22 protein-coding genes are annotated in these 24,787 nt (G+C 63.8%); 8 read left to right on the forward strand and 14 right to left on the reverse strand.

The window, feature by feature from the left end:
• Positions 1-5: 5 nt before the first annotated feature.
• From paaA to ACNJX8_RS28745, 8 genes are all read right to left on the reverse strand, one after another.
• A complete protein-coding gene (paaA, locus tag ACNJX8_RS28710; protein ID WP_439357550.1) occupies positions 6-998 on the reverse strand; it encodes a 1,2-phenylacetyl-CoA epoxidase subunit PaaA in 993 nt (330 codons plus the stop codon).
• Positions 999-1,074: 76 nt separating this feature from the next.
• Positions 1,075-1,941, reverse strand: coding sequence for a phenylacetic acid degradation operon negative regulatory protein PaaX (paaX, locus tag ACNJX8_RS28715; RefSeq protein WP_439357551.1), 867 nt, complete (start codon positions 1,939-1,941; stop codon positions 1,075-1,077).
• A gap of 225 nt (positions 1,942-2,166) precedes the next feature.
• Positions 2,167-2,937 (reverse strand): lipase family alpha/beta hydrolase, encoded by a 771-nt coding sequence (locus ACNJX8_RS28720; protein WP_439357552.1) that lies wholly within the window; start codon positions 2,935-2,937, stop codon positions 2,167-2,169.
• A gap of 202 nt (positions 2,938-3,139) precedes the next feature.
• Positions 3,140-4,426, reverse strand: a complete 1,287-nt coding sequence (locus ACNJX8_RS28725) for a DUF445 domain-containing protein (protein ID WP_128939715.1) — start codon at positions 4,424-4,426, stop codon at positions 3,140-3,142.
• A gap of 172 nt (positions 4,427-4,598) precedes the next feature.
• On the reverse strand, positions 4,599-5,054 hold the full coding sequence (locus tag ACNJX8_RS28730; protein ID WP_128935103.1) for a phasin: 456 nt from the start codon (positions 5,052-5,054) through the stop codon (positions 4,599-4,601).
• A gap of 215 nt (positions 5,055-5,269) precedes the next feature.
• Positions 5,270-5,863 carry a GNAT family N-acetyltransferase gene (locus ACNJX8_RS28735; protein WP_439357553.1) on the reverse strand — a complete coding sequence of 198 codons (594 nt, stop codon included), beginning with the start codon at positions 5,861-5,863 and terminating at the stop codon, positions 5,270-5,272.
• Positions 5,860-6,942: a PHA/PHB synthase family protein gene (locus ACNJX8_RS28740; protein ID WP_128935105.1), complete on the reverse strand. Its 1,083-nt coding sequence runs from the start codon at positions 6,940-6,942 to the stop codon at positions 5,860-5,862. Before ACNJX8_RS28740 ends, ACNJX8_RS28735 begins: the two co-directional genes overlap by 4 nt.
• On the reverse strand, positions 6,939-7,322 hold the full coding sequence (locus tag ACNJX8_RS28745; protein WP_091891717.1) for a hypothetical protein: 384 nt from the start codon (positions 7,320-7,322) through the stop codon (positions 6,939-6,941). Before ACNJX8_RS28745 ends, ACNJX8_RS28740 begins: the two co-directional genes overlap by 4 nt.
• Positions 7,323-7,486: 164 nt before the next feature.
• Between ACNJX8_RS28745 and ACNJX8_RS28750 the strand changes: the two genes are divergently transcribed.
• Both ACNJX8_RS28750 and ACNJX8_RS28755 read left to right on the forward strand, forming a co-directional pair.
• Entirely contained in the window at positions 7,487-8,401 is a 915-nt protein-coding gene (locus ACNJX8_RS28750; RefSeq protein WP_439357554.1) for an alpha/beta fold hydrolase, read from the forward strand.
• Between the two features lie 119 nt (positions 8,402-8,520).
• Positions 8,521-8,985 (forward strand): nuclear transport factor 2 family protein, encoded by a 465-nt coding sequence (locus ACNJX8_RS28755; RefSeq protein WP_439357555.1) that lies wholly within the window; start codon positions 8,521-8,523, stop codon positions 8,983-8,985.
• Positions 8,986-9,014: 29 nt separating this feature from the next.
• Here the strand turns inward: ACNJX8_RS28755 and ACNJX8_RS28760 are convergent, their stop codons facing one another.
• The 6 genes from ACNJX8_RS28760 to ACNJX8_RS28785 all read right to left on the reverse strand — a co-directional run bounded on the left by ACNJX8_RS28760 (position 9,015) and on the right by ACNJX8_RS28785 (position 16,854).
• On the reverse strand, positions 9,015-9,689 hold the full coding sequence (locus ACNJX8_RS28760; protein ID WP_439357556.1) for a spermidine synthase: 675 nt from the start codon (positions 9,687-9,689) through the stop codon (positions 9,015-9,017).
• Positions 9,690-9,842: 153 nt separating this feature from the next.
• On the reverse strand, positions 9,843-13,079 hold the full coding sequence (locus tag ACNJX8_RS28765; RefSeq protein WP_439357557.1) for a bifunctional cytochrome P450/NADPH--P450 reductase: 3,237 nt from the start codon (positions 13,077-13,079) through the stop codon (positions 9,843-9,845).
• 112 nt (positions 13,080-13,191) lie between these two features.
• Positions 13,192-14,187, reverse strand: a complete 996-nt coding sequence (locus ACNJX8_RS28770; protein ID WP_439357558.1) for an alpha/beta fold hydrolase — start codon at positions 14,185-14,187, stop codon at positions 13,192-13,194.
• A 10-nt stretch (positions 14,188-14,197) separates the two neighbouring features.
• Entirely contained in the window at positions 14,198-15,748 is a 1,551-nt protein-coding gene (locus ACNJX8_RS28775) for a WS/DGAT/MGAT family O-acyltransferase (protein WP_128935112.1), read from the reverse strand.
• A 48-nt stretch (positions 15,749-15,796) separates the two neighbouring features.
• The gene (locus ACNJX8_RS28780) at positions 15,797-16,597 is read right to left on the reverse strand and encodes an alpha/beta fold hydrolase (RefSeq protein ID WP_128939707.1); all 801 of its coding nucleotides are present in this window, start codon (positions 16,595-16,597) and stop codon (positions 15,797-15,799) included.
• A complete protein-coding gene (locus ACNJX8_RS28785) occupies positions 16,597-16,854 on the reverse strand; it encodes a DUF6489 family protein (protein WP_091891548.1) in 258 nt (85 codons plus the stop codon). Before ACNJX8_RS28785 ends, ACNJX8_RS28780 begins: the two co-directional genes overlap by 1 nt.
• A gap of 414 nt (positions 16,855-17,268) precedes the next feature.
• Here ACNJX8_RS28785 and ACNJX8_RS28790 point away from each other — a divergent pair, with 414 nt between their 5' ends.
• The 6 genes from ACNJX8_RS28790 to ACNJX8_RS28815 all read left to right on the forward strand — a co-directional run bounded on the left by ACNJX8_RS28790 (position 17,269) and on the right by ACNJX8_RS28815 (position 24,786).
• On the forward strand, positions 17,269-18,867 hold the full coding sequence (locus ACNJX8_RS28790) for an ABC transporter substrate-binding protein (RefSeq protein ID WP_439357559.1): 1,599 nt from the start codon (positions 17,269-17,271) through the stop codon (positions 18,865-18,867).
• Positions 18,868-18,968: 101 nt separating this feature from the next.
• Positions 18,969-19,949 carry an ABC transporter permease gene (locus tag ACNJX8_RS28795; RefSeq protein ID WP_128935115.1) on the forward strand — a complete coding sequence of 327 codons (981 nt, stop codon included), beginning with the start codon at positions 18,969-18,971 and terminating at the stop codon, positions 19,947-19,949.
• A 1-nt stretch (position 19,950) separates the two neighbouring features.
• Positions 19,951-20,913 (forward strand): ABC transporter permease, encoded by a 963-nt coding sequence (locus ACNJX8_RS28800; RefSeq protein ID WP_128935116.1) that lies wholly within the window; start codon positions 19,951-19,953, stop codon positions 20,911-20,913.
• Positions 20,914-20,926: 13 nt separating this feature from the next.
• The gene (locus ACNJX8_RS28805; protein ID WP_439357560.1) at positions 20,927-21,913 is read left to right on the forward strand and encodes an ABC transporter ATP-binding protein; all 987 of its coding nucleotides are present in this window, start codon (positions 20,927-20,929) and stop codon (positions 21,911-21,913) included.
• Positions 21,910-22,899 carry an ABC transporter ATP-binding protein gene (locus ACNJX8_RS28810; RefSeq protein WP_128939706.1) on the forward strand — a complete coding sequence of 330 codons (990 nt, stop codon included), beginning with the start codon at positions 21,910-21,912 and terminating at the stop codon, positions 22,897-22,899. The genes ACNJX8_RS28805 and ACNJX8_RS28810 overlap by 4 nt, the downstream gene beginning before the upstream one ends.
• Positions 22,900-22,980: 81 nt before the next feature.
• Positions 22,981-24,786: a gamma-glutamyltransferase family protein gene (locus tag ACNJX8_RS28815; RefSeq protein ID WP_439357561.1), complete on the forward strand. Its 1,806-nt coding sequence runs from the start codon at positions 22,981-22,983 to the stop codon at positions 24,784-24,786.
• The last annotated feature ends 1 nt before the right edge of the window (position 24,787 follow it).

The following is a 24,787-nucleotide window of genomic DNA, read 5'->3' on the forward strand; positions in this document are numbered from 1 at the left end:
TCTCCCTATTCCGCGGCTTGTGCGGTGTGACGCTGCTCGCGCTTTGCCGCGTAAGCGGCTGCCGCCTCACGCACCCAGGCGCCCTCCTCGTGCGCCTCGCGGCGCGCGGCCATGCGATCGCGATTGCACGGGCCGTTGCCGGCGAGCACCTGCTTGAATTCGGTCCAGTCGATCTCGCTGTAGCGCCAGTGCCCGTCCACATCCTGCGTCATGGCTGGATCGGGAATGGTGAGGCCGAGATATTGCGCCTGCGGCACCGTGGCATCGACGAACTTCTGGCGCAGCTCGTCATTGGAGAAGCGCTTGATCTTCCACTTCGTCGAGGTGTCGCTGTGCTGGCTCGTCGCATCCGGCGGGCCGAACATCATCAGCACCGGCCACCACCAGCGGTTCAACGCATCCTGCGCCATTGCCTTCTGTTCGTCGGAGCCGCGGCACAGCGTCAGCATGATCTCGTAGCCCTGGCGCTGGTGAAATGACTCCTCCTTGCAGACACGGATCATCGCGCGCGCATAGGGGCCATAGGAGCAGCGGCACAGCGGGATCTGGTTCATGATCGCGGCGCCGTCGACCAGCCAGCCGATGGTGCCGATGTCGGCCCAGGTCAGCGTCGGATAGTTGAAGATCGAAGAGTATTTGGCTTTCCCCGCCAGCATGGCGTCGACCAGCTCTTCGCGCGAGGTCCCTAACGTCTCGGCGGCGGCATAGAGATAGAGCCCGTGGCCGCATTCGTCCTGCACCTTGGCGAGCAGCGCGGCCTTGCGGCGCAGCGTCGGCGCGCGGGTGATCCAGTTGCCCTCCGGCAGCATGCCGACGATCTCGGAATGGGCGTGCTGGGAGATCTGGCGGGTGAGCGTCTTGCGGTAGGCCGCCGGCATCCAGTCGTTCGGCTCGATGCGCTCCTCGGCATCGATGCGGGCCTGGAATTGCGCAGCCCTGGCCGCGTCCTCAAGACCGCGATCGTCGGTCTCGGCCGTGTTCAGCGCCTGCGTGTACATGCGCATCCTCCCGATTTGTTGGGAGGAAATATATAACAGAATTTAGTTTATGCAAGATATTTCTGTAACATATAGATCAGGCGCCGAACCTCCGTTCCAGCAGCTTCCGCGCCGCCGGCAAGGGTCCCCTCTCGTTGGTTCCATGGCTGTCGAGCCATTGTTCCGACGGAGCCAGCAGTGCGCGATAGATCTCGCCACAAAGCGCACGCGCTGCCCTGCCCGGCCAATCCGCCGGCAGCAGGCTTTCGGGCAAGAGCGGATCGCGCAGCACGACGCGGCGGTAATAGTGGATCAGGAGGATGCGGGCGGTGAAGGCGTCAGCCTCGGATAAATCCGTGCCGCGCGCGATCGCGGCACGGAGCGGCTCGAACGTCTTCATGAATTTCAGATAGGCATCCGCAGTGCGGTCCAGCGGCCAGCTCGCACTAAGCAGGCGGCGGCCGCTGTCATCCTCCGCTGAGACTTCAAGACGGATCGCGCCCACGGCCTCGTCGGGCACCGGTACGCCCGACGGCGCGACCCATACGCCCGGCAGCGGAGTGCCGAAGCCGGCATTGCGGAGCGCTTCGCGCGAGGCGTCGCGGTCCTCGCCGTTGCCGATCAGGAGCAGCTCAAAGCGCCCGGTCCAGTCGGACGGCGGCGGATCGTAGATGTGGCGCGTCGCGGCCTCGAAGGTCTGGCGTCCCTTTTCGGCCAGCCGGTAGAAGCTGTTGCGGCCGACCTTTTCACGCGTCAGCCAGCCATCGGCCGCAAGGCGCGACATCGCGGTGCGCACCACGCCGCTGTCGATGTCGAGGCTTTCGAAGAACTCCAACAGCGTGCCGAGCCACACCACACCGCCGCGCGGCACGATGGCGTCACCGAACACGGTGATGATGATGGAGCCGGTGCGCGACGGCTCGCGCTTGAGCTGGTCGATGATGCGGGACAACGGATGCGCCATGCGCGAGGCATAGCGCGTTTGGTGCGGGCGCGACAATGGACGGGAGCGACGAGGCGAGAGCCAGGCTCGATCCTTCGAGACGGCGCTTCCTCTTCTCCCTCTCCCCGTTCTTACGGGGAGAGGGTTGGGGTGAGGGGCTATATCAGCAAACTCAGTAGCAGACGGACTCGCGGAGATTCCCCCTCACCCGCCACGCTTCGCGTGTCGGCCTCCGAAGGAAGCGATCTACCTGTGCGGATCGGGATAGGCGAGGCTCCGCCAGCCGCTGCGGTCGAACGGCCGCCACTGGCCTTCTTTCTGCGCGAGGCGGTCGGCGACCGCATAGACCACGGCGGGATGATGACCCATGCCGCAATGGCTGCTTTCGACCTCGATGCTCTCGGTCTGCGCTCCCGATTTCTCCATGCAGCCCTGCCAGGCGCAGACACCGTCGGTGCGGCTGAAGATGGCGGTGGTCGGCACCGGCGGCGGGACGGCGAGCTCGCCGCCGAAATGCGGATCGACCTCGTCGGCCTTGCGCCCGCTCGCCCATTCATAGACGCGCCAGGCATTGGTCGAGCGCGGATTGCCAGCGAAGGGACTGCCGAGCGTGATCACCTGGCGTACGCGCTCCGGCATCATCTTGGCGAGCTGGCGCGCATAGAGGCCACCGAGGCTCCAGCCGACCAGGCTGATCTTGCGGCCATGGCTGTCGCTGAGCTCCTGGACCAGATCGACCATCGCGTGCTGGACGCCGGGGCGCAGGCCGTAGTTGCGACCCTGGCGCCAGCCGCTCACCGCATAGCCCTTGCTGGTCAGAAACGCACGCAGCGCGCGCGTGGACGCATCGGAGGCCACGAGGCCCGGCAGCACCAGCACCGGATGCCCATCGCCGCGGGGCGCGAGGCTCAACAGCGGCAGCGCGCCGAGGAATGCGCCGAACTCATGGATCGCACGCCCCTCCAGAAACATCAGGGTGCGGGACGGCGGACGCAGCGTCTGGGCAGTTGCGGTCATCAATGTTTCCCCTGGGACGAATTCCTGGAAAGGCCGCCGGCTGCGATGCCGGCAAACGGGCGTGAATTCCAATACGCCGGCTTCTTGATCGTTCCGCAGCGCAACATGAATCAGCTAGGCGGCCGGTTCCCGACATTCAAGCGGGAGAGACGCAAGGCGACAATAGGCCCGCGCGTTAATGCTAATGGCCGTGACGCAAAAGTCACAGCAATCGGAGCAGGAATTCTACGGAGTAGAGCGCAAGTCCCGCGAGGCCGCCGATCAGCGAACCGTTGAAGCGGATGTATTGCAGGTCGCGGCCGATGTTGATTTCGATCAGCGAAATCAACTGCGTCATATTCCACGCCTTGACCTGGTCGGAGATGAAAGTCGAGACACCGCCCTTCTGATCGGCGACGACGCTGCGCAGCACGGTCACCAGGCCCTTGTTGATCTCCCCGCGCAGTTCGGCATCGCCGGCGAGCGCTTCGCCCGCCGCGACGAACATGCCGGCGAGATGATGCTGGAGCACTTGCGTCTCGCCGCTTGCGCTGCGCTCGATGAAGGAGCGCGTGTTAGCCCAGACGGTGCGGGCGAGATCGGCAAGCTCCGGCCGCGCCAGCAGATCGCGCTTCAGGCCGTCGATGCGGTCGATATAGGCTCGGTCGGTGCCGAGCTGGTCGACGAAGTTCAACACCATGCGATCGAACTCGCCGCGGAACGGATGTTTGGGGTCGCTGCGCACTTCATTGAAGAAAGCGGTGGCAGACGCCATGATCTTGTTCACCAGAAACTTGTCGGCGCGATAGAGCCGCAGCAACGTCGGCAATTCCGCGCGCACCTTCTCGCGGATCATCGCCATCGTCTCCTTCTGATTCAGCGTGTCGTGCATCACGCGCAGGAGATCGTCGAACAGAATCTGGTGCCGTCCTTCCGCCACGAAGCCGCGCAGCGTGCCGGCCGCAAGCGGTGCAAGATCAATCGCCTGGAGCTGGGAGGACATGCGGCGGATGATGAAGGTCATCAGGCCCGAGCTTTCCGTCGCTGAGAACGCCTCCGGCAGCAGGCGGAGCGCAAAGCGCGCGAGATCGTCGCTGCGCTTGCGATCACGCAGCCAGTCGGCAACGAAGGAGCCGAAATCGATTTCCTTCAATTTGGCCTCGACGGGACCGGTCTCGAGGAAATGCACCTGGATGAATTCGCCGAGTTTGTCGGCGATGCGGGCCTGGTTGCTCTGGATGATCGCGGTATGCGGGATCGGCAGGCCGAGCGGCCGTTTGAAGAGCGCGACCACGGCATACCAGTCGGCGAGCCCGCCGATGGTCGCGGCTTCCGCGAAGGCCGCGATGAAGCCGAACACGGGATGCACGTTCAGCAGGAGTTTTGCGACAGTGAACAGAGCGAGTGTCGAGGCCAACACCAGCGTCGCCAGCGCTTTCACGCGCCGTAGCTCCGCCGCGCGTTCGGCGTCACCGGGGGTGTCGAAGAGATAGGTGCCTGATGAACCCATGACTGCATCACCCTACCCGTCATTGCGAGCGAAGCGAAGCAATCCAGAATCTTTCCGCAGAGAGACTCTGGATTGCTTCGTCGCAAGGGCTCCTCGCAACGACGACTGCGGCAGCGCAAAACAAAGGCCCGCCGAAGCGGGCCTCAAATTCAGTTTGTCGTCGGGCGCCGTATCACGCGGTCTTGTTGTAGACCTTGGCGAAATTGTCCTGAGCGGACTTCGCGCCGTTGGCGGCGAGCTTGCCGAGATAGTCGGCGGTCGCCTTGGCACGCGAGACGAACACTTCACCGCGGGCGCGGAGCAGGCTCGACTGGATCTCGACGGCCTCGCTGACCGACTTGGCGGACGCGAGCTTGTCGATGCCCGAGAAGAACGCCTCGGCGTCCTCATAGATCGCTTGCTGGATGTTGCGGCTGATCTTGCCGGCCTCGGCGACGGATTCGGTCACCGCGTTCTCGACGGCGGCGGTCACCCGCTCGGAGCCGGCGAAAGCTTCGGCAGCACGGTCCTTGGCGGTATTGGCGGTCTTCTTGACGAACTCGCGGGCGGCCTCGGGAACTTCCAGATTCTGGATGTTCTTGAAAGCGTCCTTGAAGCCCTCGAAAGCGGTGTTGGTTTCAGTGGTCATGGGGTTCTCTCCATCCTCATTGGTCTGAGCTATGGGCTCACCCCGTCCGCATCGGCCCGGGGCACGGCTTATATGGCATAGTGAATTGTGCGATGCAATATTCGTATTGCACTGCGATATCACGAAATAGTGAAAAGCCTTAACAAAAGGCGCTACACTGCCCTAGTTGGAGGCCGTCTCGGACAAATTAGGTCCGTACCGGACCGATCTTCGCCTTAGTGCTGGACCGCGCCTGGCAATCCATAGGCCTCCATCTGAGCCTGAACCTGCGCGATGTTGTGCCCCAGCACGACAATGTCATGGGTCTTGCCGTTGATATCCCGCACGTGGTCGCGCAGCAGCGCCTCGGCCTTAAAGCCGAGGCCTTCGAACAGGGCGACCGCCGCCTGCTGGTCGACCGTCATCTGCACCGAGAGCTTTTCCAGGCCAGCACCGAGTGCAAGTGCAAAGGTCTCCTGTGAGAGCGCCTTCCCCACACCCTGCCCGCGCACGTCGGACGAGACCACCATGCGGATCTCGCCGACATGAGGCGACCAGGAATACGGATCGCGCACCAGCGTGCCGCAGCCAACGACCTTGCCGTCCCTCACCGCGAGCAGGCTCGTGATCGCGCCGCGCTCGATCTCCTTGACCCAGGCGGAGAGCACCTTCGGCTCACTGATATTGCGTGGCAGGAACAACAGATCGTGGGACGGAAGACCTTGGCCGAAGGCGAGCACCGCGGCTTCGTCTCCAGGCGACATCAGGCGGATCTCGATATCACCAGCATCGGTCTTGGTGTGACGCGGATAGGAACGCTGCTCACTCATGTCGATCTCTTTCCCAGCCAGGAGTCCAGTTTCGGCCACAGCCGCTTCACCGCGTTGGCACCGGCGACGAGGGAGACGTGGCCGCCCTTCAACATCACCTCTTCCTTGTCCTCGGAGCCGATCTTCGCGATCAGGTGCTTTGCGGCGTCATAAGGCACGATGTGATCGTGCTCGGCGACAGCGTGTAGGATCGGCACCTTGATGTTTTCGAGCTTCGCCGCGCGGCCGGCGACCGACATGGTGTCGTTGAACAGCTTGTTGTCCCACATCAGGTCCTTGGTGATGGTGCGGAAATACTCGCCCGCCAGCGGCAGCGTGTCGGTCGCCCAACGGTCGAACATGCGGTAAGACTTGACGAACTCGTCGTTCCAGATGTTTTCCCAAAGCTGGATCTGGCTAACAGTGCGCGAGGCGGGGCGCAGCATCTCGAACGAAGACAAGATCATCTCCGGCGGCACATTGCCGACGCTGTCGACGAGATGGTCGACATCGAAATAGCGGCGGTCGGAGAAATTCGAGAACAGCTTCATCTCGCGGAAGTCGATCGGCGTGGTGAAGCAGATCAGATTCTTCATCGGCCCGTCCTTGTGGATCGAGCCGTAGAGCAGCGACAGCACGCCACCGAAGCAATAGCCGATGATGGAAACGTCCTGCTCGCCGGAATCCTGCTGGACGCGACGGACGCAATCCGGGATGAAGTCGAGGACGTAGTCCTCCATCCGCAGGCTCTTCTCCTCGGGCCGCGGTGCGGTCCAGTCCAGCATGTAAACGTCGTAACCGCGCTTGAGCAGGAACTCGATGAAGCTCTGGCCGGGGACGAGGTCGAGAATGTAGCCGCGATTGGTCGTCGCCATCACGATCAGCACCGGGATGCGGTAGATCTCGTCCGACATCGGCCGGTAGTGGTAGAGGCTCATCGTGCCGCGCGAATGCAGCACGTCCTTCGGTGTCGAGCCGAGCGTGGGGCCGGAGGTCGAGAAATATTCGACACCCTTGATGCTGCGCTGGATCGCGCGCTGCACCTCGGTCTGGATGCGCTCCGGGATAGATGCGAAATCAAGTCCCGTCGGCGCATTCATTTCTGCTCTCCGTTTTCGGAGGGCGGACGCTTCGTCCGCGGCGGCCGTGGCGTCCCATCGGAGCCTTGCGAGATGCCCGAACTCGCCGCCATTTGGCTCAGCATCGACTTCATCTCGCCGAGCTGGGCTTCAATGGACTGGAGCCGCTCCGCAAGACCCGTGACCTGCTCCCGGCTCGGCAGGTTCATTGCGACGAGGTATTTCTCCACGAGCTCGCCGAGCTGCTTCTGAGCACCTGCAGCAACTCCTCCCGCACGGTTCATCGCCTGTGAAAACTCGGGCGATGACATGGCCTGGTTGGCGAAGGAGTTGAACCCCTTCTCCATCTCGCCCACCATCTTCTGCCACACGGCGACGGGGTCGTTGGTCTTGTCGGTCATCGGCGTCCTCCAGATATCGAGAGCTTCGATGCCCTTCTTTTTGGCCATACCACACCGTTGCGAGGGGCCGGTCAACCGGCAAGCGGCCCAGTGCCGCACACGCGGCTTCTTTGCCGCGGGAAACCGTGCAATACAACATTGGTCAGCAGCAAGGGATCGCGACCGTGACCGTCCATCAGCCGCCCCAGACCGTACGCGCCAACGGCATCGACATCTGCTACGAAATCTTCGGCAACGACAATGCCGAGCCGCTGCTGCTGATCATGGGGCTCGGGGCGCAGATGATCCATTGGGACGATGCGTTCTGCGAGCAGCTCGCCGCGCGCGGCTTTCGCGTGATCCGCTTCGATAATCGCGATATCGGCAAGTCGAGCCACCTGACTGGCGGCAAACGGCTGACGCCGCTCGAGCTGTTGAAGCTGCGCTTCCTCAGGATTCCCGTGGCAGCGACCTACAAGCTGATCGACATGGCCAGGGACACGGTCGGGCTGATGGATGCGCTCGGCATCAAGTCGGCGCATCTGGTCGGCGCCTCGATGGGCGGCATGATCGCGCAGGAAGTGACGCTATCGTTCCCCGAGCGCGTGCGTTCGCTGACCTCGATCATGTCAACGACAGGCAATCCGCGCGTGCCGCCGCCGACACGCGAGGCGGCCGCCATGCTGATGGCGCCGCCGCCACGCAGCAAGGAGGAATTCATGGTCCGCTTCGGCCAGACCTGGAAGGTGCTGCGCGTCGGGCATTTTCCCGAGGAGGAAGCGCTCGACCCTGGTCGTGCCGAGCGGGTGTTCGCGCGCGGACTCAATCCGGCCGGTGTCGGCCGGCAGCTCCGCGCCGTGCTCGCCTCCGGCAGCCGCAAGGAGCGGCTGCATGGCGTGAAGACGCCGACGCTGGTCATTCATGGCACCGTCGATCCCCTGGTCCATCCCGAAGGCGGCAAGGACACGGCAGCGTCAATTCCGGGCGCCAAGCTATTGATGATCGAAGGCATGGGCCACGCGCTGCCGATGCGGTTCTGGCCGGAGATCATCGGCGCCATCGACAAGCACGCGCATGGGGCAGCGGCGCAGGCGGCGTAGACCGCCGGTCTCCTTACGGTGACCATGTGAGCGGCTGGTTACTCTCTTAACGAAAGCCGGCACGGAAGCTATACAGGCCTTCCTCAATCGCAAAGAGGCTGCGGCCTCTCGGAGCTCACATGCATTCGATCGTCCGACCAGGCGCAATGATCACTGCTGCAATTCTCATGCTCTCGCTCGCCAGTAGCGCCGCGATGGCCGGTAGCGCGCAAGAAGAAGCCAATCGCAAAACCGTTCTGGCCTTCTATGAGAAGGGGCTCAATCAGAAGGACGCTGATGCGGCCCTCACCCATGTCGGCGACCGCTACGTCCAGCACAATCCAAACGCGGCCGATGGACCGGACGGCTTCCGAAAATTCATCGGCTTCCTGCACGAAAAGTTTCCGAACTCGCATAGCGAGATCAAGCGCAGCTTCGTGGATGGCGACTTTGTGATCCTCCACGTTCACTCCGTTCGCGAGCCCGGCACCAAGGGGCGCGCGATAGTGGACATCTTCAAGCTCGAAAACGGCAAGATCGTCGAACACTGGGACGTCGTTCAGGACATTCCTGAAAATCCCGCAAACAACAACACGATGTTCTGACGGATAGAACCGGCGCTGCGGATACGGGCCTAGCGCTTCCGCGCGATCCAAATCACGTGGCGCGCGCCGCCGCCCCTGCCGGTGGCGCGGACGTTGACTTCGTTGACGTCGAAGCCGGCACGGCCGAGGCGCTTGGTGAAGGCGGGGTTGGGTCCTGACGACCAGACAGCGAGCACGCCGCCAGGCCGCAGCGCCGTCTTCGCCGCCGTGAGCCCGCTCACGTCGTAGAGCGCATCATTGCCCTTCCGGGTCAGCCCTTCCGGCCCGTTGTCGACGTCGAGGAGAATGGCATCGAAGGCGGACCGCTGCGCCCGGATGATCTCGCCAACGTCGGTCTCCCGGATGCTCACCCTGGGATCATCGAGGCTGTCGCCGAAGACCTGCGCCATCGGGCCGCATGCCCAGGCCACCACCGCAGACACGAGTTCGGCGACCACGACCTTCGCGTTGCTTCCGAGCACGGCAAGCGCCGCACGCAGCGTAAAGCCCATGCCGAGGCCGCCGATGAGGACGACGGGCTTTAAGACATTCTCGATCTGCTTTGCCGCCAGCGTCGCGAGCGCCGCCTCCGAGCCCGACAAGCGGCTGTTCATCAGCTCGTTGCTGCCGAGCTTGATGGAGAACTCCTTGCCGCGCCGCATCAGGCGCAGCTCACCGTCGGAACCGGGGATTTGCGCGGTGTCGATCTTTTCCCAGGGAATCATGGGAGAGCTTTAGCACGATCGGAAATCGTAGGGTGGGTTAGCCGAAGGCGTAACCCACCACTTCTGTATCCGCGGTAAGAGACCTTGATGGGGTTACACCCAGCGAACTGCGCTTCGCGCGTTCGCAAGGCTAACCCACCCTACAATCTCGCCCTATCCGCCCGCCCAGACGTCCAGCACATAGCGGTTCTTCGCACCCATCTCCTCGATCCAGCGTGCGCTGGCCGCGGCATCGTTGCCGCTCTTCTCGCGGTGGATCGCGACGAGCGCTGCCTTCACGTCGGGCTCCATCTTACCGCCGTCGCCGCAGACGTAGATGATGGCGCCCTGCCCGATCAGGGGCCAGACCTTGTCCTTCTGCGCGGCAAGTACGTGCTGCACATAGGTCTTGGGTCCATCCGCGCGCGAGAACGCCGTGAAGAGCTCGGCGATGCCGCTTGCCGCCAGCGCCTTCAATTCGTCCGCATAGAGAAAGTCCTGGCCGGGGTGGCGGCAGCCGAAGAACAGCATTGCGGGACCGAGCGTGGCCCCCTTCGCCTTGCGCGCGGCGCGCTCCTGAAGGAAGCCGCGGAATGGGGCAAGTCCCGTGCCCGGCCCGATCATGATGATCGGCACGGATGAATCATCGGGAAGCCGGAAACCGGCCTTGGTCTCGCGCACGGTCGCATAGATCGCATCGCCCGCGCGACGGTTGGCGAGATAGTTCGAGCAGATGCCTTTGTAGGTGCCGCTACCGGAGGCTGCCGGACCTTCGACCACGCCGACGGTGACGCTGCATCGCGCCGGGTCGACCGACGGCGAGGACGAGATCGAGTAGTAGCGCGGCGCCAGCAGCGAGAGCATTTCCAGATAGACGTGAAACGGCAATTCACAGGCCGGATATTCGAGCAGCAGGTCGAACACCGATTTGCGCCTGGCCAAGATCTCGGCGCGGTAGCGCTCGAGCGGCTCGACCTCCTCGCCGACGAAGCCCAACAGCTTCGGCTTGGTGACCGGGCAGCGGGTGTGCTCGGCCATGATCTGGATCTGCTTGCGCGTCGCGATCTGCTGCAGCTCGACGAATTCGCTGAGCAGACGGCCGACCGACACGGCCTCGCCGACCGGCAATTGCGCACGGCGGCCTTCGGCCACCTGAAGCCTGATCTGATCGGCCGGCAGGAAGCCGAAGCGGCGGGCGACCGAATCCACCAGTGTCGGGTCGTTGCGCGGAACGACGCTCAAATGGTCGCCGACGCGATAGGTGACGTTGGACGGCAGTTGCACCTCGATGTGGCGTGTCGAACGCTCCGATGGATTGGCCCCGCTCCTGTTCTGAAGCTCATCATTGACCAGCACCTTCATCGCCACCGCGCCGCCCTGGGCGACGATGGTGTTGACGGCAGTCACCGCCACCGGCTCGATCGCGTAAAGCGGATCGTCCTCCGCGGTGCGGGTGAAATTCCAGTCGATGCCGAATTCCTTGGTCGCGACCTGGGCAGCCGCCGGGAACCATTTCTGGAATTGGCCGTCGAGATCGCTGCGCGCATCGCCTTCGCCGCGCGGGAAGACGGCGCGCCCGCCATGCGCCGACAATTGCTCGTCGATGAAGCGCGGCACCGACTGATAGGTCGCAGCCCAATCGCTATTGCCGCAGCCGAACACGGCGTAGCGCACATTGGCAAAGGCATCCGTCGGCAAGTCGCCGCCGAGCCATTTGACGAACTGCGTCGCATTGTCAGGCGCCGCGCCGTTATAGGAGGCGCAGATGATCAGCACGCCGCCTTCCTGCGGCAGCTTGCCGACGTAATCGTCGAGCGGGCCAAGGTGAACGGCAAAGCCGTTGATCTCGGCGAGATCAGCCATACGCGTCGCCAGCTCCTCGGCGGTGCCGAGATTGGACCCGTACAGCACCAGCATCGGCGTGTTGTGGCCCGGCCGCGCGGTCGGCTGGCGCGGCGCCCTCGGTGCCGAGGCCACAGCCGCGATGGGCCCGCCGTAAGCACCGCGCTCGCGATCGGCGCGTGGGCGCACCTTGATCTTGAAGCCTTCCGGCTTCATCGTCAGCGTTTCCTTGAGGTGCATCTGATAGCGCTGGTGATCGATCAGCTTGAAGCGCTGCAGGATCATGCCGAGCGCAAGCGCAGCCTCGTGCATGGCAAAGCCGCGGCCGATGCAAGCGCGCTGGCCGTTGCCGAACGGCTTCCAGGCATTGATCGGCCGCTTCGCTTCCGCTTCGCGGCTGAAATTCTCGGGATCGAACGCATCCGGGTTCGGTCCCCAGACGCTGGGATCGCGATGCAACGCCGTCACCAAGATGGTGGTGAAGGTGCCCTTCCTGAGCTTGTACTTGCCGCCGCCGATGGTCTCGTCGTTGAGCGGCGAGATACCATAGGCCGGCGCCGGCGGCCACAGCCGCAGCGCCTCCTTCAGAATCTGCGTGATGTAGGTGAGCTGCGTCACCTGCTGATAGGTCGGCTTCGCATTGACGTCGGGGCCGAAGACGCGGTCGACCTCATCATAGGCCTTCTTGAGGATGTCCGGATGCTTGAGCAGTGCATAGAGCGTGTAGGACAACAGGCCGCTGGTGGTCTCGTGGCCCGCGATCAGGAAGGTGTTGATCTGGTAGCGAATGTTGACGTCATCGAGCTGCTCGCCGGTCGCGCGGTCGACGCCGGTCATCATCGCGGCCAGCATGTCCTTCTTGTCGTCGATCCCGTCCGCACTCTTGCGGCGTTCTGCGATGATCTCGTCGACCATCTTGTTCATGAAGGCGACGTCTTCGGCCAAGGTCTTGCGCCGCTTCTGCATCCAGAGCTGCTCGAACGGCAAACCGCGCGTCATCATGATGGTTTCGAGCGAGCGCACCAGCGACTCGACGAAGGGGTGGTAGTCGCGGCGGTAGAACGAATTGAAGCGGTAGTCGAAACCGCAGAGGCCGATCGTATCAAGCGTCAATGCGGTCATATCGTGGACGACGTCGATCTCGTCGTCGGCGTTGAGCCGCTCCCATTTGTGGACGAGTTGCTCGGCGATATCGACCATGCTCGGATGATAGGACTGCATGGCGCGGTTGCCGAACGGTTGGAGCAGAATGTTGTGCGCCTTGCTCCAGTTCGGCTCCTTGGTATCGGCCGTGAACAGGCCGTCGCCGCCGACCGCACGCACACGCCGCAGCGCGCCGCGCACCGTCTTGTCGAAGCGCTTCTCGTTGGAGAGCTCGTCGACGAGATCATGGCCGGAGACAACGACGATCGGCGAGCCCATCATGTCGAGCCAGAAGATCGGACCGAGTTCCTTGGCGAGCCGCGTCAGGTGCTGCACGGGGGCGGCCGAGTCCAGCGACAACATGTTGCCGACCACCGGCTTGGTCGGCGGATGCGGGATCGGGTCCAGTCTGTTCTTGGATGACATGAAAAGCGTTTCCCCCTCAGTAACCCTCGTCATTGCGAGGAGCTCTCGCGACGAAGCAATCCAGAGTCTCTCCGCGGACGCATTCCTGGATTGCTTCGCTCGCAATGACGACCTAGCCAAACCGCCTTCTACGCCATTCGATCAGTTTGGCGCTGACCTCCTCCGGCTTCTCCTGCTGCGTCCAATGGCCGCTGTCCTTGACGAGATACTTCTCGAGATCGGGAATCAGCTTGTCCATGCCATCAGCGGAGGATGGCGGCAACACCGCGTCATTCTCGGCCATGATCATCATCGACGGCACGCGGACCGTATGATCGAGCCCTTCGGCACGCGTCCAGTTGCGCGACATGTTGCGGTACCAGTTGATGCCGCCGGTGAAGCCGGTTCTGGTGAAGGCATCGACGAAGACTTTCTTCTCTTCCGGCGACAGGATCGGCGTACGCGGATCGTGCTTCGCGTCATAGGCGGCAATCATCTGCGGAAATGCCAGATTGAGCCGCGGCGAAGCACCGACACCGGCGACCACCTCCTCCGGCGGCGCGTCGGCCGGGCGCGGCACCGGCTTACGCATGAACGCATCGAAGGTCTGTTCGACACGGCTGCCGAAAATCCTGTCCGGCTCGCGCGCCGGATCCTGGAACTGCACGATGTACATCTTGTCGCCGAAGCGTGCACGCAACAGCTCGATCGGATCGGCCCAGGCGCGATTGGTGTGGGGCGTGTTGATGCCGACCACGCCGGCGACCCGGTCAATGTGCCGCAACGGCATCTGCCAGACGACGAAGCCGCCCCAGTCGTGACCGACGAAGATCGCCTTGTCGATCTGCAGATGATCAAGCAGTCCGACGAGATCGCCGGTCAGGTTCTCGATGTCGTAGGCCTCGACCGGCTCGGGCCGGTCGGTCGCACCGTAGCCGCGCTGGTCCGGCGCGATCACGCGGATGCCGGCCTCGCTCAACGCCTTGATCTGGTGGCGCCAGGAGAAGGCGAGCTCGGGCCAGCCGTGGCACAGCACCATCGGCGGCTCGTCATCGGCCGGGCCAGCCTCGTAATAGCCCATGCGGATTCCGTTCGTCGTCGCGAACTTGAGCGGTGGCATTTCAATCATGGCGACCTTCCTACTCGGCAGCGCTCTTGACGTCGGCCGCGGGCGGCACATAGGCCGCCTCCAGTGCGGCGAACTCTTCCGGCAGCATGTCGCACATCACCTGTACATGCGGAATGATGTTGGCGCCGACGATGAAGCCGAAATCGAGCTGGTCCCGATAGCTCTGCACGGTGATGTTGAGCGCCTGCCCATGCGTCGCGATCGACACCGGGAAGATGTGCAGCAGCTCGGCCCCTGCGGCATAGAGCGTCTGCCGCGGTCCCGGCACGTTGGACACCGTGATGTTGGCGGCCGGCGGCAGCACGTCCGACAGGTTGGAGCGGCTGTAGAGCAGCGCCAGGATCTGCACCATGATCGGTGCGCCCAGCATCGAGATATTCGAGACCTGCGGCATCAGTGCCCGCAGCGGATGCGACATCTCCTTGGACTTGGTCGATTGCGCGATGATCGCTTCGAGCCGCGCCTTTGGATCGGCGATGTTGGTCGCGATCGAGCAGATCATGCCGAACACCTGGTTGTTGGCCTCGGTGTTGCCCTCCTCGCGCAGCGAGATCGGCACGGCAGCCGTCAGGGATTTCGCCGGCAGCGTGCCATATTGCTGCAGATAGCGGCGGACCACGCCTGAGGCGAGCGCCAGCACCACGTCGTTGAGCTTGCCGCCGGCCTGCTTGGCTAGCGCCTTCGCCCGTGAAAGTGAAATCGATACGCCGGCGAAGCTGCGCTCCGACGAGATGGTCTTGTTGAGCATGGTCGGCGGCGATACCATGCTGGCGAGGCTCTCGCGCGACTTCGGGTCGGCGACCTTGCCGAGCACGTCGGAGACGCTCTTGAGCACGGTCGGGATGTTACCGGCAAAGCGAACCGCGCTCTCGATCTGGTACATCGCGTTGTCGAACAGGATCGAGCCGATGTCGCTCTTGCCGGTGCGCGGCAATTGCAGGTTCTTCGCGGCCGCCGACGCATCGAGCGGCTGGCTGAAGAGCTGCTGATAGGAATCGAGCAGGTTGGCGGCGATGTCGCGCGGCTCCTGTCCGGGCTTGGCCCCTGCCGTCGGTGGATCGACTTTCCGCGGGATCGGCGAGATGTCGTAGATCATGTTGGTCAGGGCCGCACCGGCGCCGCCGTCGATGGCGGCATGATGCATCTTGGAATAAAGCCCGACCTCGTTGTCCTTCATACCCTCGAACACGTAGAACTCCCAGAGCGGACGGGCCCGGTTCAGGAGCTTGGCATGCATCCAGCCGACAATGCGTTCGAGCGTGGCGCGGTCGCGTGGCTGCGGCAGGCTGGCGCGGAAAATGTGGCGGTCGATGTCGAACTGGTCGTCCTCGACCCAGGAGGGATGATCGATGTCGAGCGGCGCCTTCTCCAGCCGCGCCTTCAGGATCGGCGCGATGTGCAGGCGCGAGACGATCATCGCCTTGAAGTCTTCGAAGAAGTCGCCCTTGTAATCGTCGGGCAGGCGAAAGATCGCCATGCTGCCGACATGCATCGGCATTTCCGGCGTTTCCAGATAGAGAAACGACGCGTCCAGCGACGACAGCTTCTTCCCGTCAGCCATAGTTCCCTCCCGCAGGATTTCGACGGGCGCCTTGGTCGGCGCTTCTCGTCAGGCCGATACTGCCTGTTCCGGCGGGGCATATGCAATGGCAAACGGCCCGGCCCGGTCAAATGGCCAGAATTCTCCCTCCGGTTGCGCCAGGCGGTCCGCCACGGCCCATAGCGCCGCGGGGTTGACCCCGAGCCCGATATGGCTCGCCAGGTGCACCTCGATGTTCTCGGCACGATCGGAGGGACGGAGCAGACAGGTCCGCCAGTTCACGACTCCGTCGGCGCGCGAATAGATCGAGCTCGTAGGCACCGGCAGATCGCCGGCGATCGCCTCGCGCTGTTCGGCAAAATCCTCGACCCGCTCGCCGGACAGCGCCTCGTACAGCCGCGTGGCGTTGGTCGCCCGCACGTCGTTAGCAAAAGGGCTACCGAGCGTGACGACATAGCGGACCATTTCCGGCGCCTGAAGTGCGAGATCACGGGCATAGACGCCGCCGAGGCTCCATCCGACCAGGCTGACCTTGCGTCCGGACGCGGCATGGATTTCGCCCAGACGAACGCGCAAGGCGTCCCGCATCCGTCCGAGCCCGCCGAGATTGCGGCCCATCCGCCAGGCATGTGTCTCGTAACCGAGCTCGCTGAGATAGCGCCGCATCGGTGCCATCGAGAGATCGCTGGCGAGGAAGCCCGGTAGCGCCAGCACCGGATGGCCGTCGCCCCTTGGTGCGCGCATCAGCAGCGGTGACAGCAGCAGGCTCGCATTGAGTTCGAACAGGCCCCGCGCCTCGGCAAGCAGCAGTCCGACACCCGGCGGACGAAGCCGGCCTGGATCCAGCGTCCCGTCCGGCCCTGACGACACTATTTCTTCTTGTCGCTACTGCGCGTGCCGCCGAGGCCGGCCATCGCGACGAACATGTCCTGAAATCGCTCGGCGAGCTTGGGATCGTATGTAAACCAGCTCTGAACCAACGATTCGGGCGAGACCTTGTCGATGTTGCTCAAGACCTGCTGCTGTAGCTTGTCCATCACCGCCGTCTGCATCGGCGACACGTCGGGCAATCCAAAGAATTGGCGGGCCTCGAGGGGGGTGCAGTCGATTTCGATGTTAACTTTCATATCCCCTCCTGATGAGATTCGAGCGGCCTGCCGCCAGTATCGCCGCGAGTTGTGGTGCGACGCAAGCGACCTGAGGGGAAGCTGCGGCGACCGGCTTTCGCAATCGACGGGAATGGTCAATCAAATTGTCCGGCGCGACCATTGTCCGGCGCGACCGCAGCGGACGGCTGAAACGAAGAGGGCCGCCAGGGCCCATCTCCATCGTTCCGGAGGACTTCACAGGTCGAAAGTCGGATGTCGTTTGCGCGCCAGCCTCCCCTAGATTGCCGGGCAGCATTGCTGCACAGCGGTGCAACTTGGCGCGTTCCTTGCTGGAATGGCGCTTGCACGGGTCGTGAACTCTGGGCAACATGGATCGATCGGCCCCGCCGAACAATCAAAAATGACGGTCGGGGCGAGTGGAGAGGGTCAAGAATGTCAGTCGGACGAAGTTTGTTTGCGGCGACGCTCGCCGGTGCGCTTGCGTTGGCGGTCTCGCCGGCGTCGAGCCAGACGCTGCGCTACGCCAACCAGGGTGAGCTCAAGTCGCTCGATCCCTACACGCTGAACGAGTCGACCACCAGCGCGCATCTCGGTCATGTCTATGAGGGCCTGGTCGCCCGCGGCAAGGACCTGAAGATCGTCCCGGCGCTCGCCGAAAGCTGGGAGACGCCGGAACCGACACGCTGGCGTTTTCACCTGCGCAAGGGCGTGAAATTCCACAATGGCGACCCCTTCACCGCTGACGACGTGGTGTTCTCGGCCGAGCGCGTACGAGCAAAAGGCTCGAATTTCCAGAGCCGCGTTCCCGCCGATGCCAAGGTCGTCAAGGTCGACGATTACACCGTCGATTTCATCCTGACCTCGCCCAATCCGATCCTGACGGCGCTATGGGCGACCTGGTACATCATGGACAAGAAATGGGCAGAGGCGAACGATGCGGTGGCACCGACGCCAGCGGCCGCCACGACTCCGAGCTATGCGTCGCTCCATGAAAACGGCACCGGTCCGTTCGTCATCGAAAGCCATCAGCCGGGCGTGAAGACCGTCTTCAAGGTCAACCCGAACTGGTGGCGCAAGCCGGAACATAATCTGAAGGAGATCATCTTTACGCCGATCGCCAACCCCGCCACCCGTGTTGCGGCGCTGTTGTCGGGCGAAGTCGACGTGATCGAGCCGGTACCGGTGCAGGACATCGAGCGCGTCAAAGCGAGCCCCAACGCCACGGTGCTGACGGGACCTGAGCTCCGCACCATCTTCGTCGGCATGGATCAGGCGCGCGACGAGCTCCTGTATTCCAACGTCAAGGGCAAGAACCCGTTCAAGGACGTTCGCGTCCGTGAAGCCGTCTACCGGGCGATCGATGTCGACCTGATCAAGAACCGCGTCATGCGCGGGCTGTCCACGCCGTCCGCATTGATGGTCGCACCGGAGATCTATCCGTCGAAGGGCTTCACCCGGCCGAAATTCGATCCCGACGCCGCCAAGAAGCTCCTTGCCGACGCCGGCTATGCCGACGGTTTCGAGGTGACGATGGACTGCCCGAACGATCGCTACGTCAATGACGCCGCGATCTGTCAGGCCATCGTCGGCATGCTCGCCCGCATCAACATCAAGGTGGATCTTCTGGCGCAGCCCAAGGCCCAATATTTCGCCAAGGTGCTCAAGCCCGGCGGCTACAAGACCTCGCTGTTCATGCTGGGCTGGACCCCGGATACGCTCGATTCCCAGAACGTGCTGCACGACATCATGGGTTGCCGGGACGATCCCAAGGATCCCAACCGCGGCGAAGCCAATCTCGCCGGCTATTGCAACAAGCAGTTCGACGAGCTCGCCGACAAGGTTCTCGTGGAATCCGACACGGCCAAGCGCGATCTCCTGATCAAGCAGGCCTTCGAGCTCTCGATGAAGGACTGGGCATACGTGCCGCTGCACCAGCAGGCGCTCGCCTGGGGCGTGTCGAAGAAGGTGAAGCTGACCCAGCGTGCGGACAACATGGTCATGCTCTACTGGGCGACCAAGCAGGAAGAGTAAGTGTCGACAAGTTGTGAAGTCCCGGAAGCCTTGGCTTCCGGGACTTGCCGTTTCGGGTTAACGCAATGATGCGTGCTGCTAAAGAGATGTGAAAGGAACAGATGCTCGCTTTCACACTGCGCCGGGCCATCCAGGCCATCGGTGTCATGATCGCCGTCGGGATCATCGCGTTCTCGATGTTCCGATTTGCCGGCGATCCCGTAAACCAGATGGTCGGGATGGACACGTCGGGCGCTGAACGCGCCGCGATCCGCAAATCGCTCGGCCTCGACGACCCCGTTCTCGTGCAGTTTGGCCGCTATATCGGCAACGCCGCGCAGTTCAAATTCGGCGTGTCCTACCAGTTCCGCCTCCCCGTCAACAATCTGCTGATGGAGCGGATGCCCGCGACGCTGGAGCTCGCGATCTGCGCCACCATCTTCGCGATGGTCAGCGGCATCCTGATGGGCGTCTATTCGGCGCTGCGCCGTGACAGCTGGCTCGCGCACATATTTCAAGCCGTCTCGCTGATCGGCATCTCGCTGCCGACCTTCCTGATCGGTATTCTCATGATCTACCTGTTTTCGGTGACGCTCGGCTGGTTGCCTTCGTTCGGGCGGGGCGACGTCGTGCATATCGGCTGGTGGACGACCGGCCTTCTGACGTTGTCGGGCTTGAAAGCGTTGATCATGCCCGCGATCACACTTGGCCTGTTCCAGATGACGCTGATCATGCGCCTCGTGCGCGCGGAGATGCTGGAAGTGATGCGGACGGACTACATCCGCTTCGCCCGTGCGCGCGGACTGACCACGCGGGCGATCCATTTCGGTCACGCGCTGCGCAACACGCTGGTTCCTGTCATCACCGTGGCAGGCCTGCAATTTGGCTCGGTCATTGCCTTCGCAATCATCACCGAGACCGTGTTCCAGTGGCCGGGCATGGGGCTCCTGTTCGTGCAGGCCGTTCAGAACGTCGATATCCCGATCATGGCGGCCTACCTGATGATGGTCTCCCTGATCTTCGTCACCATCAATCTCGTGGTTGATATCCTCTACACCATCGTCGATCCGCGGCTGCGCTCGACGGTCAGCCGGGCGCACTGACATGAGTGAGGCCGTCGTTCCGCATAGTGTCGAGAAGCGCGCCGCGGCCGCACCTGGCTGGTTCAGGCGCGCGCTCGACAGCGACCTGTTCTATTCGTTCCGCCGCTCCAAGATCACCATGATCGCTGCGGGGGTAACGCTTCTGTTCTTCCTGCTCGCGATCTTCGCCTCGGTGCTGTCGGTGCAGAATCCATTCGATCCGGCGCAGCTTCAGTTGATGAATTCTCGCATCTCGCCGCTCTGGACCGCCGACGGTCAGAGCCCGTTCCTGCTCGGCACCGACGAGCAGGGCCGTGACGTGCTGTCCGCGATCCTCTACGGCCTGCGCATTTCGCTGCTCGTCGGCGTCCTCGGCGTGGTCTTGTCTGGCGTACTCGGCATCCTGCTCGGGCTGACGGCGGGTTATTTCGGCGGCGCAGTGGATGGATTGATCATGCGCATCGCCGACGTGCAGCTTTCTTTCCCGGCCATCCTGATTGCACTCTTGATCAACGGCATCGCTAAATCGGTCTTTGGCAACAAGCTCGACGAGATGAGCATGTTGGCGGTTCTGGTCTTCGCGATCGGCCTGAGTTTTTGGGTGCAGTACGCGCGTACTGTGCGTGGCTCGGTCCTGGTCGAGAAGAACAAGGATTATGTCGCAGCAGCGCAATTGATCGGCCTGCCCGCCCCCGTGATCATGCTGCGCCACGTGTTGCCGAATACCACGGGACCGATCCTCGTGATCGCTACCATCAATCTCGCGCTCGCCATCATCACCGAGGCAACGCTGTCGTTCCTCGGCTCGGGCATGCCCGAAACCATGCCGTCGCTCGGCACGCTGATCCGCATCGGCAATGGCTATCTGTTCGCAGGCGAATGGTGGATCGTCGCCTTTCCAGGGCTCGCGCTCGCGGCGCTGATTCTGTCGATCAATCTGCTCGGCGACTGGCTGCGCGACGCGCTCAATCCAAAACTTCGATGAGTATGCCTCGCCCATGACCGAACCCGTTCTCTCCGTGCGCAACCTCCAGGTCGAGTTCGCCTCCCGCCGCGGCACGCTGCGCGCCATCGACGGCGTCTCCTTCGACATCGCCAAGGGCGAGGTGCTCGGCGTGGTCGGCGAATCCGGCGCCGGCAAGTCCGTCACCGGCCTCTCGGTGATCGGCCTGATCGATCCGCCCGGCCGCATCGCCGGCGGCGAGATTCATCTCGCGGGCCTGCGCATCGACAATCTGCCGCCGGAGGAGATGCGCCGCATCCGGGGCAAGCGCATCGGCATGATCTTCCAGGATCCCCTCACCTCGCTCAATCCGCTCTACCGGGTCGGCGACCAGATCGTGGAGACGATCCGGACCCACCTCAATCTCTCCGAACAAGAGGCGCGCCGCCGCGCCATCGATCTCTTGGCCGAAGTCGGCATTCCCGCGCCGGAAAAGCGCATCGACGGCTATCCCCACGAATTCTCCGGCGGCATGCGCCAGCGCGTGGTGATTGCGCTGGCGATCTGCGCCGAGCCGGAACTGATCATCGCAGACGAGCCGACCACCGCGCTCGATGTCTCCGTGCAGGCGCAGATCATCTCCCTGATCAAACGGCTCGGGCGCGACCACGGCACCGCCGTGATGCTGGTGACCCACGACATGGGCGTGATCGCGGAGACGTCGGACCGGGTCGCGGTGATGTATGCCGGCCGCATCGCCGAGATCGGTCCGGTGCAGGACGTCGTGAAGAATCCGCTGCACCCCTACGCCAGGGGGCTGATGGGCGCGATCCCGACGCTGGCCGGAGACGACAAGCGTCTCGTGCAGATTCCCGGCTCCATGCCGCGCCTGTCGGCGATTCCGCCGGGTTGCTCGTTCAATCCGCGCTGCGCCTTCGCCTTCGACCGCTGCCGGGTGGAACGGCCGGAGCCGCTCCCACGTGGCGCGCAGTCGGTTGCCTGCCACCTCTATGACAATGTGCCCGCGGAGAGCGCGGCATGAGCGTTCCCTTCGTCCAGGCCACCAATCTGCGCCGCGTCTTCGACGTCTCGAAGCCATGGCTCAACCGCGTGCTCGAAGGTGGGCGTCTCGAATACCTCAAGGCGGTCGATCACGTTAGCTTCGAGATCAGGAAGGGCGAGACGTTCGCCCTGGTCGGCGAATCCGGTTCCGGCAAGACGACGGTGGCGCGCATGGTCGTCGGCCTGTTGCCGCCGAGTTCTGGCGATGTGCTGATCGACGGCGTGTCGATGACCGATCCGCGACAGGCGTCGGCGCGGCGGAAGCTACGCCGCCGCATCCAGATGATCTTCCAGGACCCCTATGCCAGCCTGAACCCTCGCTTCCGGGTCGACGCCATCATCTCCGAGCCGATCCGCGCCTTCGACCTGATCCAGGGCGAACGCGACATCCAGGCTCGCGTCGGCGAGCTGCTCAGCCTCGTCGGCCTGCACCCCGACGACAGGCTGAAATTTCCGCACGAGTTCTCCGGCGGCCAGCGTCAGCGCATCGCGATCGCGCGCGCGCTCGCATCGGACGCCGAGTTCATCGTCTGCGACGAGCCGACCTCGGCCCTCGACGTCTCCGTGCAGGCCCAGATCCTGAATCTGATGCGCGATCTCCAGGACAAGTTCGGCCTGACCTACATGTTCATCAGCCACAACCTCGCCGTGGTCCGCCACATGGCGAGCCGGGTCGGCGTGATGTATCTCGGCCGCATCGTCGAGATCGCGGAAGGACGCGAGCTGTTCGCCCGTCCGCGCATGCCCTACACCAAGATGCTGCTGGGTGCCGTGCCAGATCTCGCCATGAGCGGCCGCCAGCGCGTTCCGGTGAAAGGCGAGATCCCGAACCCGATACATCCCCCCTCCGGCTGCGCCTTCAACCCGCGCTGTCCGCTGGCGTTCGATCTCTGTCGCAAGGACACGCCGGAATTGATCGACGGCGTCGCCTGCCACGCGGTCAACACCGCGCCGGTCCCGGCGTGACGCGCGCGTGCCATGCAGCCTGCGCATTTGGCGGCGGCGTGGCCCTGTGATCAATTGCGCGCGTCGCAAATGAGGTAGCCCATGACCAGCAAAATCAATCCCGATCCGTTCACGACGAGGCCGGAGATCGAAGGCACCTTCGGGGTCGTCGCCACCACGCATTGGATTGCGACCGCCGTTGGCATGAGCATCCTGGAGAAGGGCGGCAACGCCTTCGACGCCGGTGTCGCCACCGCCTTCACGCTCCAGGTGGTCGAGCCGCATCTGAACGGCCCCGGCGGCGACGTGCCTGTCATCGTCCATGACGTCAAGCGCGGCCGCACCGAAGTGATCTGCGGTCAAGGCCCGGCACCGGCACGCGCCACCATCGCGCACTACAAGAGCGAAGGCCTCGACATGGTGCCCGGCACCGGTCTGCTCGCCGCCTGCGTTCCCGGCACCTTCGAATCCTGGATGATGCTGCTGCGCGACTACGGCACAATGCGTGTGCGCGATGTGCTGGAGCCCGCGATCTCCTATGCGCGTGACGGCTATCCGCTGGTCGAGCGCGCTTGCGCCACGATCCAGACCGTCGAGCAGCTGTTCCGCAAGCATTGGCCGACCTCGGCCGGCGTCTACCTGCCGAATGGCGAGGTGCCGAGGCCCGGAACGTTGTTCACCAACAAGACGCTGGCTGCGACCTATACCCGCATTCTCAGCGAGGCCGAGAGCGGCGGTGGCGGCCGCGACGCCGAGATCGAGCGCGCGCGAAAAGCCTGGTCGCAAGGTTTCGTTGCGGAAGCCATCGACAAATTCTGCCGCACCCAGGAGGTCATGGACGTTAGCGGCTCGCCGCATCGCGGCGTCCTCTCGGCCGACGACATGGCACGCTGGCAGCCGACGATCGAGGCGCCGCTCACTTACGATTACGGTCGCTACACCGTCTGCAAGGCCGGCGTCTGGAGCCAGGGCCCGGTTACGCTCCAGCAGCTCGCTCTCTTGAAAGGCTTTGCGCTCGACGGGCTCGATCCGACCGGGCCGGAGTTCATCCATCTCCAGATCGAATGCGCCAAGCTGGCATTCGCCGACCGCGAAAAGTTCTACGGCGATCCCAAATTCAACGAGATCCCGATCACGACGTTGCTGTCGGATGCCTATAACGACGAGCGCCGCAAGCTCGTCACCGAAAAGGCCTCGCTCGACTTCCGCCCCGGCTCGGTCGAGGGCTTTGGCGGCGTGGTCAAGCTTCGCCGCGCCGAGGGCCAGCGCGAGGCGGTCGGCGCGCTCGGTGCCGGCGAGCCGACCGTGGGGCGCTTCGGCGAAGTGCGCGGCGACACCGTGCATTTCGACATCATCGACAAGTCCGGCAACATGGTGTCCTCGACGCCGTCGGGCGGCTGGCTGCAATCCTCGCCGATCATTCCCGAGCTCGGCTTCTGTCTCGGCAGCCGCGCACAGATGTTCTGGCTCGAGGAGGACCATCCCGCGGCGCTCGCGCCTGGCAAGCGGCCGCGCACCACGCTGTCGCCGACCATGGCGCTGCGCGATGGCGAGCCGTACTTGGCCTGGGGCTCGCCCGGCGGCGACCAGCAGGACCAGTGGATCACGCAGTTCTTCCTGCGCCACGTCCATTGCAACCTCAATCTCCAGGAGGCGATCGACGCGCCGGCCTGGCACTCCGAGCATTTTCCGATCTCGTTCTGGCCGCGCACCGCGCGACCGGGCGTGCTCGTGGTCGAGAACCGCGTGCCGAAGGCCACGATCGAGAACCTTCGCGAGCGCGGGCACATCGTCGAGGTCGGTCCCGACTGGTCGGAAGGCCGCCTCACCGCGGCCTCGCGCGTCGGCGTGCGCCGGCGCGCTGCCGCAAATCCCCGCGGCATGCAGGGCTACGCCGTAGGACGCTGAT

The sequence above is a fragment of the Bradyrhizobium sp. SPXBL-04 genome (assembly GCF_051853035.1).
Lineage (GTDB): Bacteria > Pseudomonadota > Alphaproteobacteria > Rhizobiales > Xanthobacteraceae > Bradyrhizobium > Bradyrhizobium zhanjiangense.

Excerpts from the sequence above, each read along its gene's own strand:
- paaA (WP_439357550.1), bottom strand. The coding sequence starts at position 998 with ATGTACACGCAGGCGCTGAACACGGCCGAGACCGACGATCGCGGTCTT.
- paaX (WP_439357551.1), bottom strand. The coding sequence starts at position 1,941 with ATGGCGCATCCGTTGTCCCGCATCATCGACCAGCTCAAGCGCGAGCCG.
- ACNJX8_RS28720 (WP_439357552.1), bottom strand. The coding sequence starts at position 2,937 with ATGACCGCAACTGCCCAGACGCTGCGTCCGCCGTCCCGCACCCTGATG.
- ACNJX8_RS28725 (WP_128939715.1), bottom strand. The coding sequence starts at position 4,426 with ATGGGTTCATCAGGCACCTATCTCTTCGACACCCCCGGTGACGCCGAA.
- ACNJX8_RS28730 (WP_128935103.1), bottom strand. The coding sequence starts at position 5,054 with ATGACCACTGAAACCAACACCGCTTTCGAGGGCTTCAAGGACGCTTTC.
- ACNJX8_RS28735 (WP_439357553.1), bottom strand. The coding sequence starts at position 5,863 with ATGAGTGAGCAGCGTTCCTATCCGCGTCACACCAAGACCGATGCTGGT.
- ACNJX8_RS28740 (WP_128935105.1), bottom strand. The coding sequence starts at position 6,942 with ATGAATGCGCCGACGGGACTTGATTTCGCATCTATCCCGGAGCGCATC.
- ACNJX8_RS28745 (WP_091891717.1), bottom strand. The coding sequence starts at position 7,322 with ATGACCGACAAGACCAACGACCCCGTCGCCGTGTGGCAGAAGATGGTG.
- ACNJX8_RS28755 (WP_439357555.1), top strand. The coding sequence starts at position 8,521 with ATGCATTCGATCGTCCGACCAGGCGCAATGATCACTGCTGCAATTCTC.
- ACNJX8_RS28760 (WP_439357556.1), bottom strand. The coding sequence starts at position 9,689 with ATGATTCCCTGGGAAAAGATCGACACCGCGCAAATCCCCGGTTCCGAC.
- ACNJX8_RS28765 (WP_439357557.1), bottom strand. The coding sequence starts at position 13,079 with ATGTCATCCAAGAACAGACTGGACCCGATCCCGCATCCGCCGACCAAG.
- ACNJX8_RS28770 (WP_439357558.1), bottom strand. The coding sequence starts at position 14,187 with ATGATTGAAATGCCACCGCTCAAGTTCGCGACGACGAACGGAATCCGC.
- ACNJX8_RS28775 (WP_128935112.1), bottom strand. The coding sequence starts at position 15,748 with ATGGCTGACGGGAAGAAGCTGTCGTCGCTGGACGCGTCGTTTCTCTAT.
- ACNJX8_RS28785 (WP_091891548.1), bottom strand. The coding sequence starts at position 16,854 with ATGAAAGTTAACATCGAAATCGACTGCACCCCCCTCGAGGCCCGCCAA.
- ACNJX8_RS28790 (WP_439357559.1), top strand. The coding sequence starts at position 17,269 with ATGTCAGTCGGACGAAGTTTGTTTGCGGCGACGCTCGCCGGTGCGCTT.
- ACNJX8_RS28795 (WP_128935115.1), top strand. The coding sequence starts at position 18,969 with ATGCTCGCTTTCACACTGCGCCGGGCCATCCAGGCCATCGGTGTCATG.
- ACNJX8_RS28800 (WP_128935116.1), top strand. The coding sequence starts at position 19,951 with ATGAGTGAGGCCGTCGTTCCGCATAGTGTCGAGAAGCGCGCCGCGGCC.
- ACNJX8_RS28805 (WP_439357560.1), top strand. The coding sequence starts at position 20,927 with ATGACCGAACCCGTTCTCTCCGTGCGCAACCTCCAGGTCGAGTTCGCC.
- ACNJX8_RS28810 (WP_128939706.1), top strand. The coding sequence starts at position 21,910 with ATGAGCGTTCCCTTCGTCCAGGCCACCAATCTGCGCCGCGTCTTCGAC.
- ACNJX8_RS28815 (WP_439357561.1), top strand. The coding sequence starts at position 22,981 with ATGACCAGCAAAATCAATCCCGATCCGTTCACGACGAGGCCGGAGATC.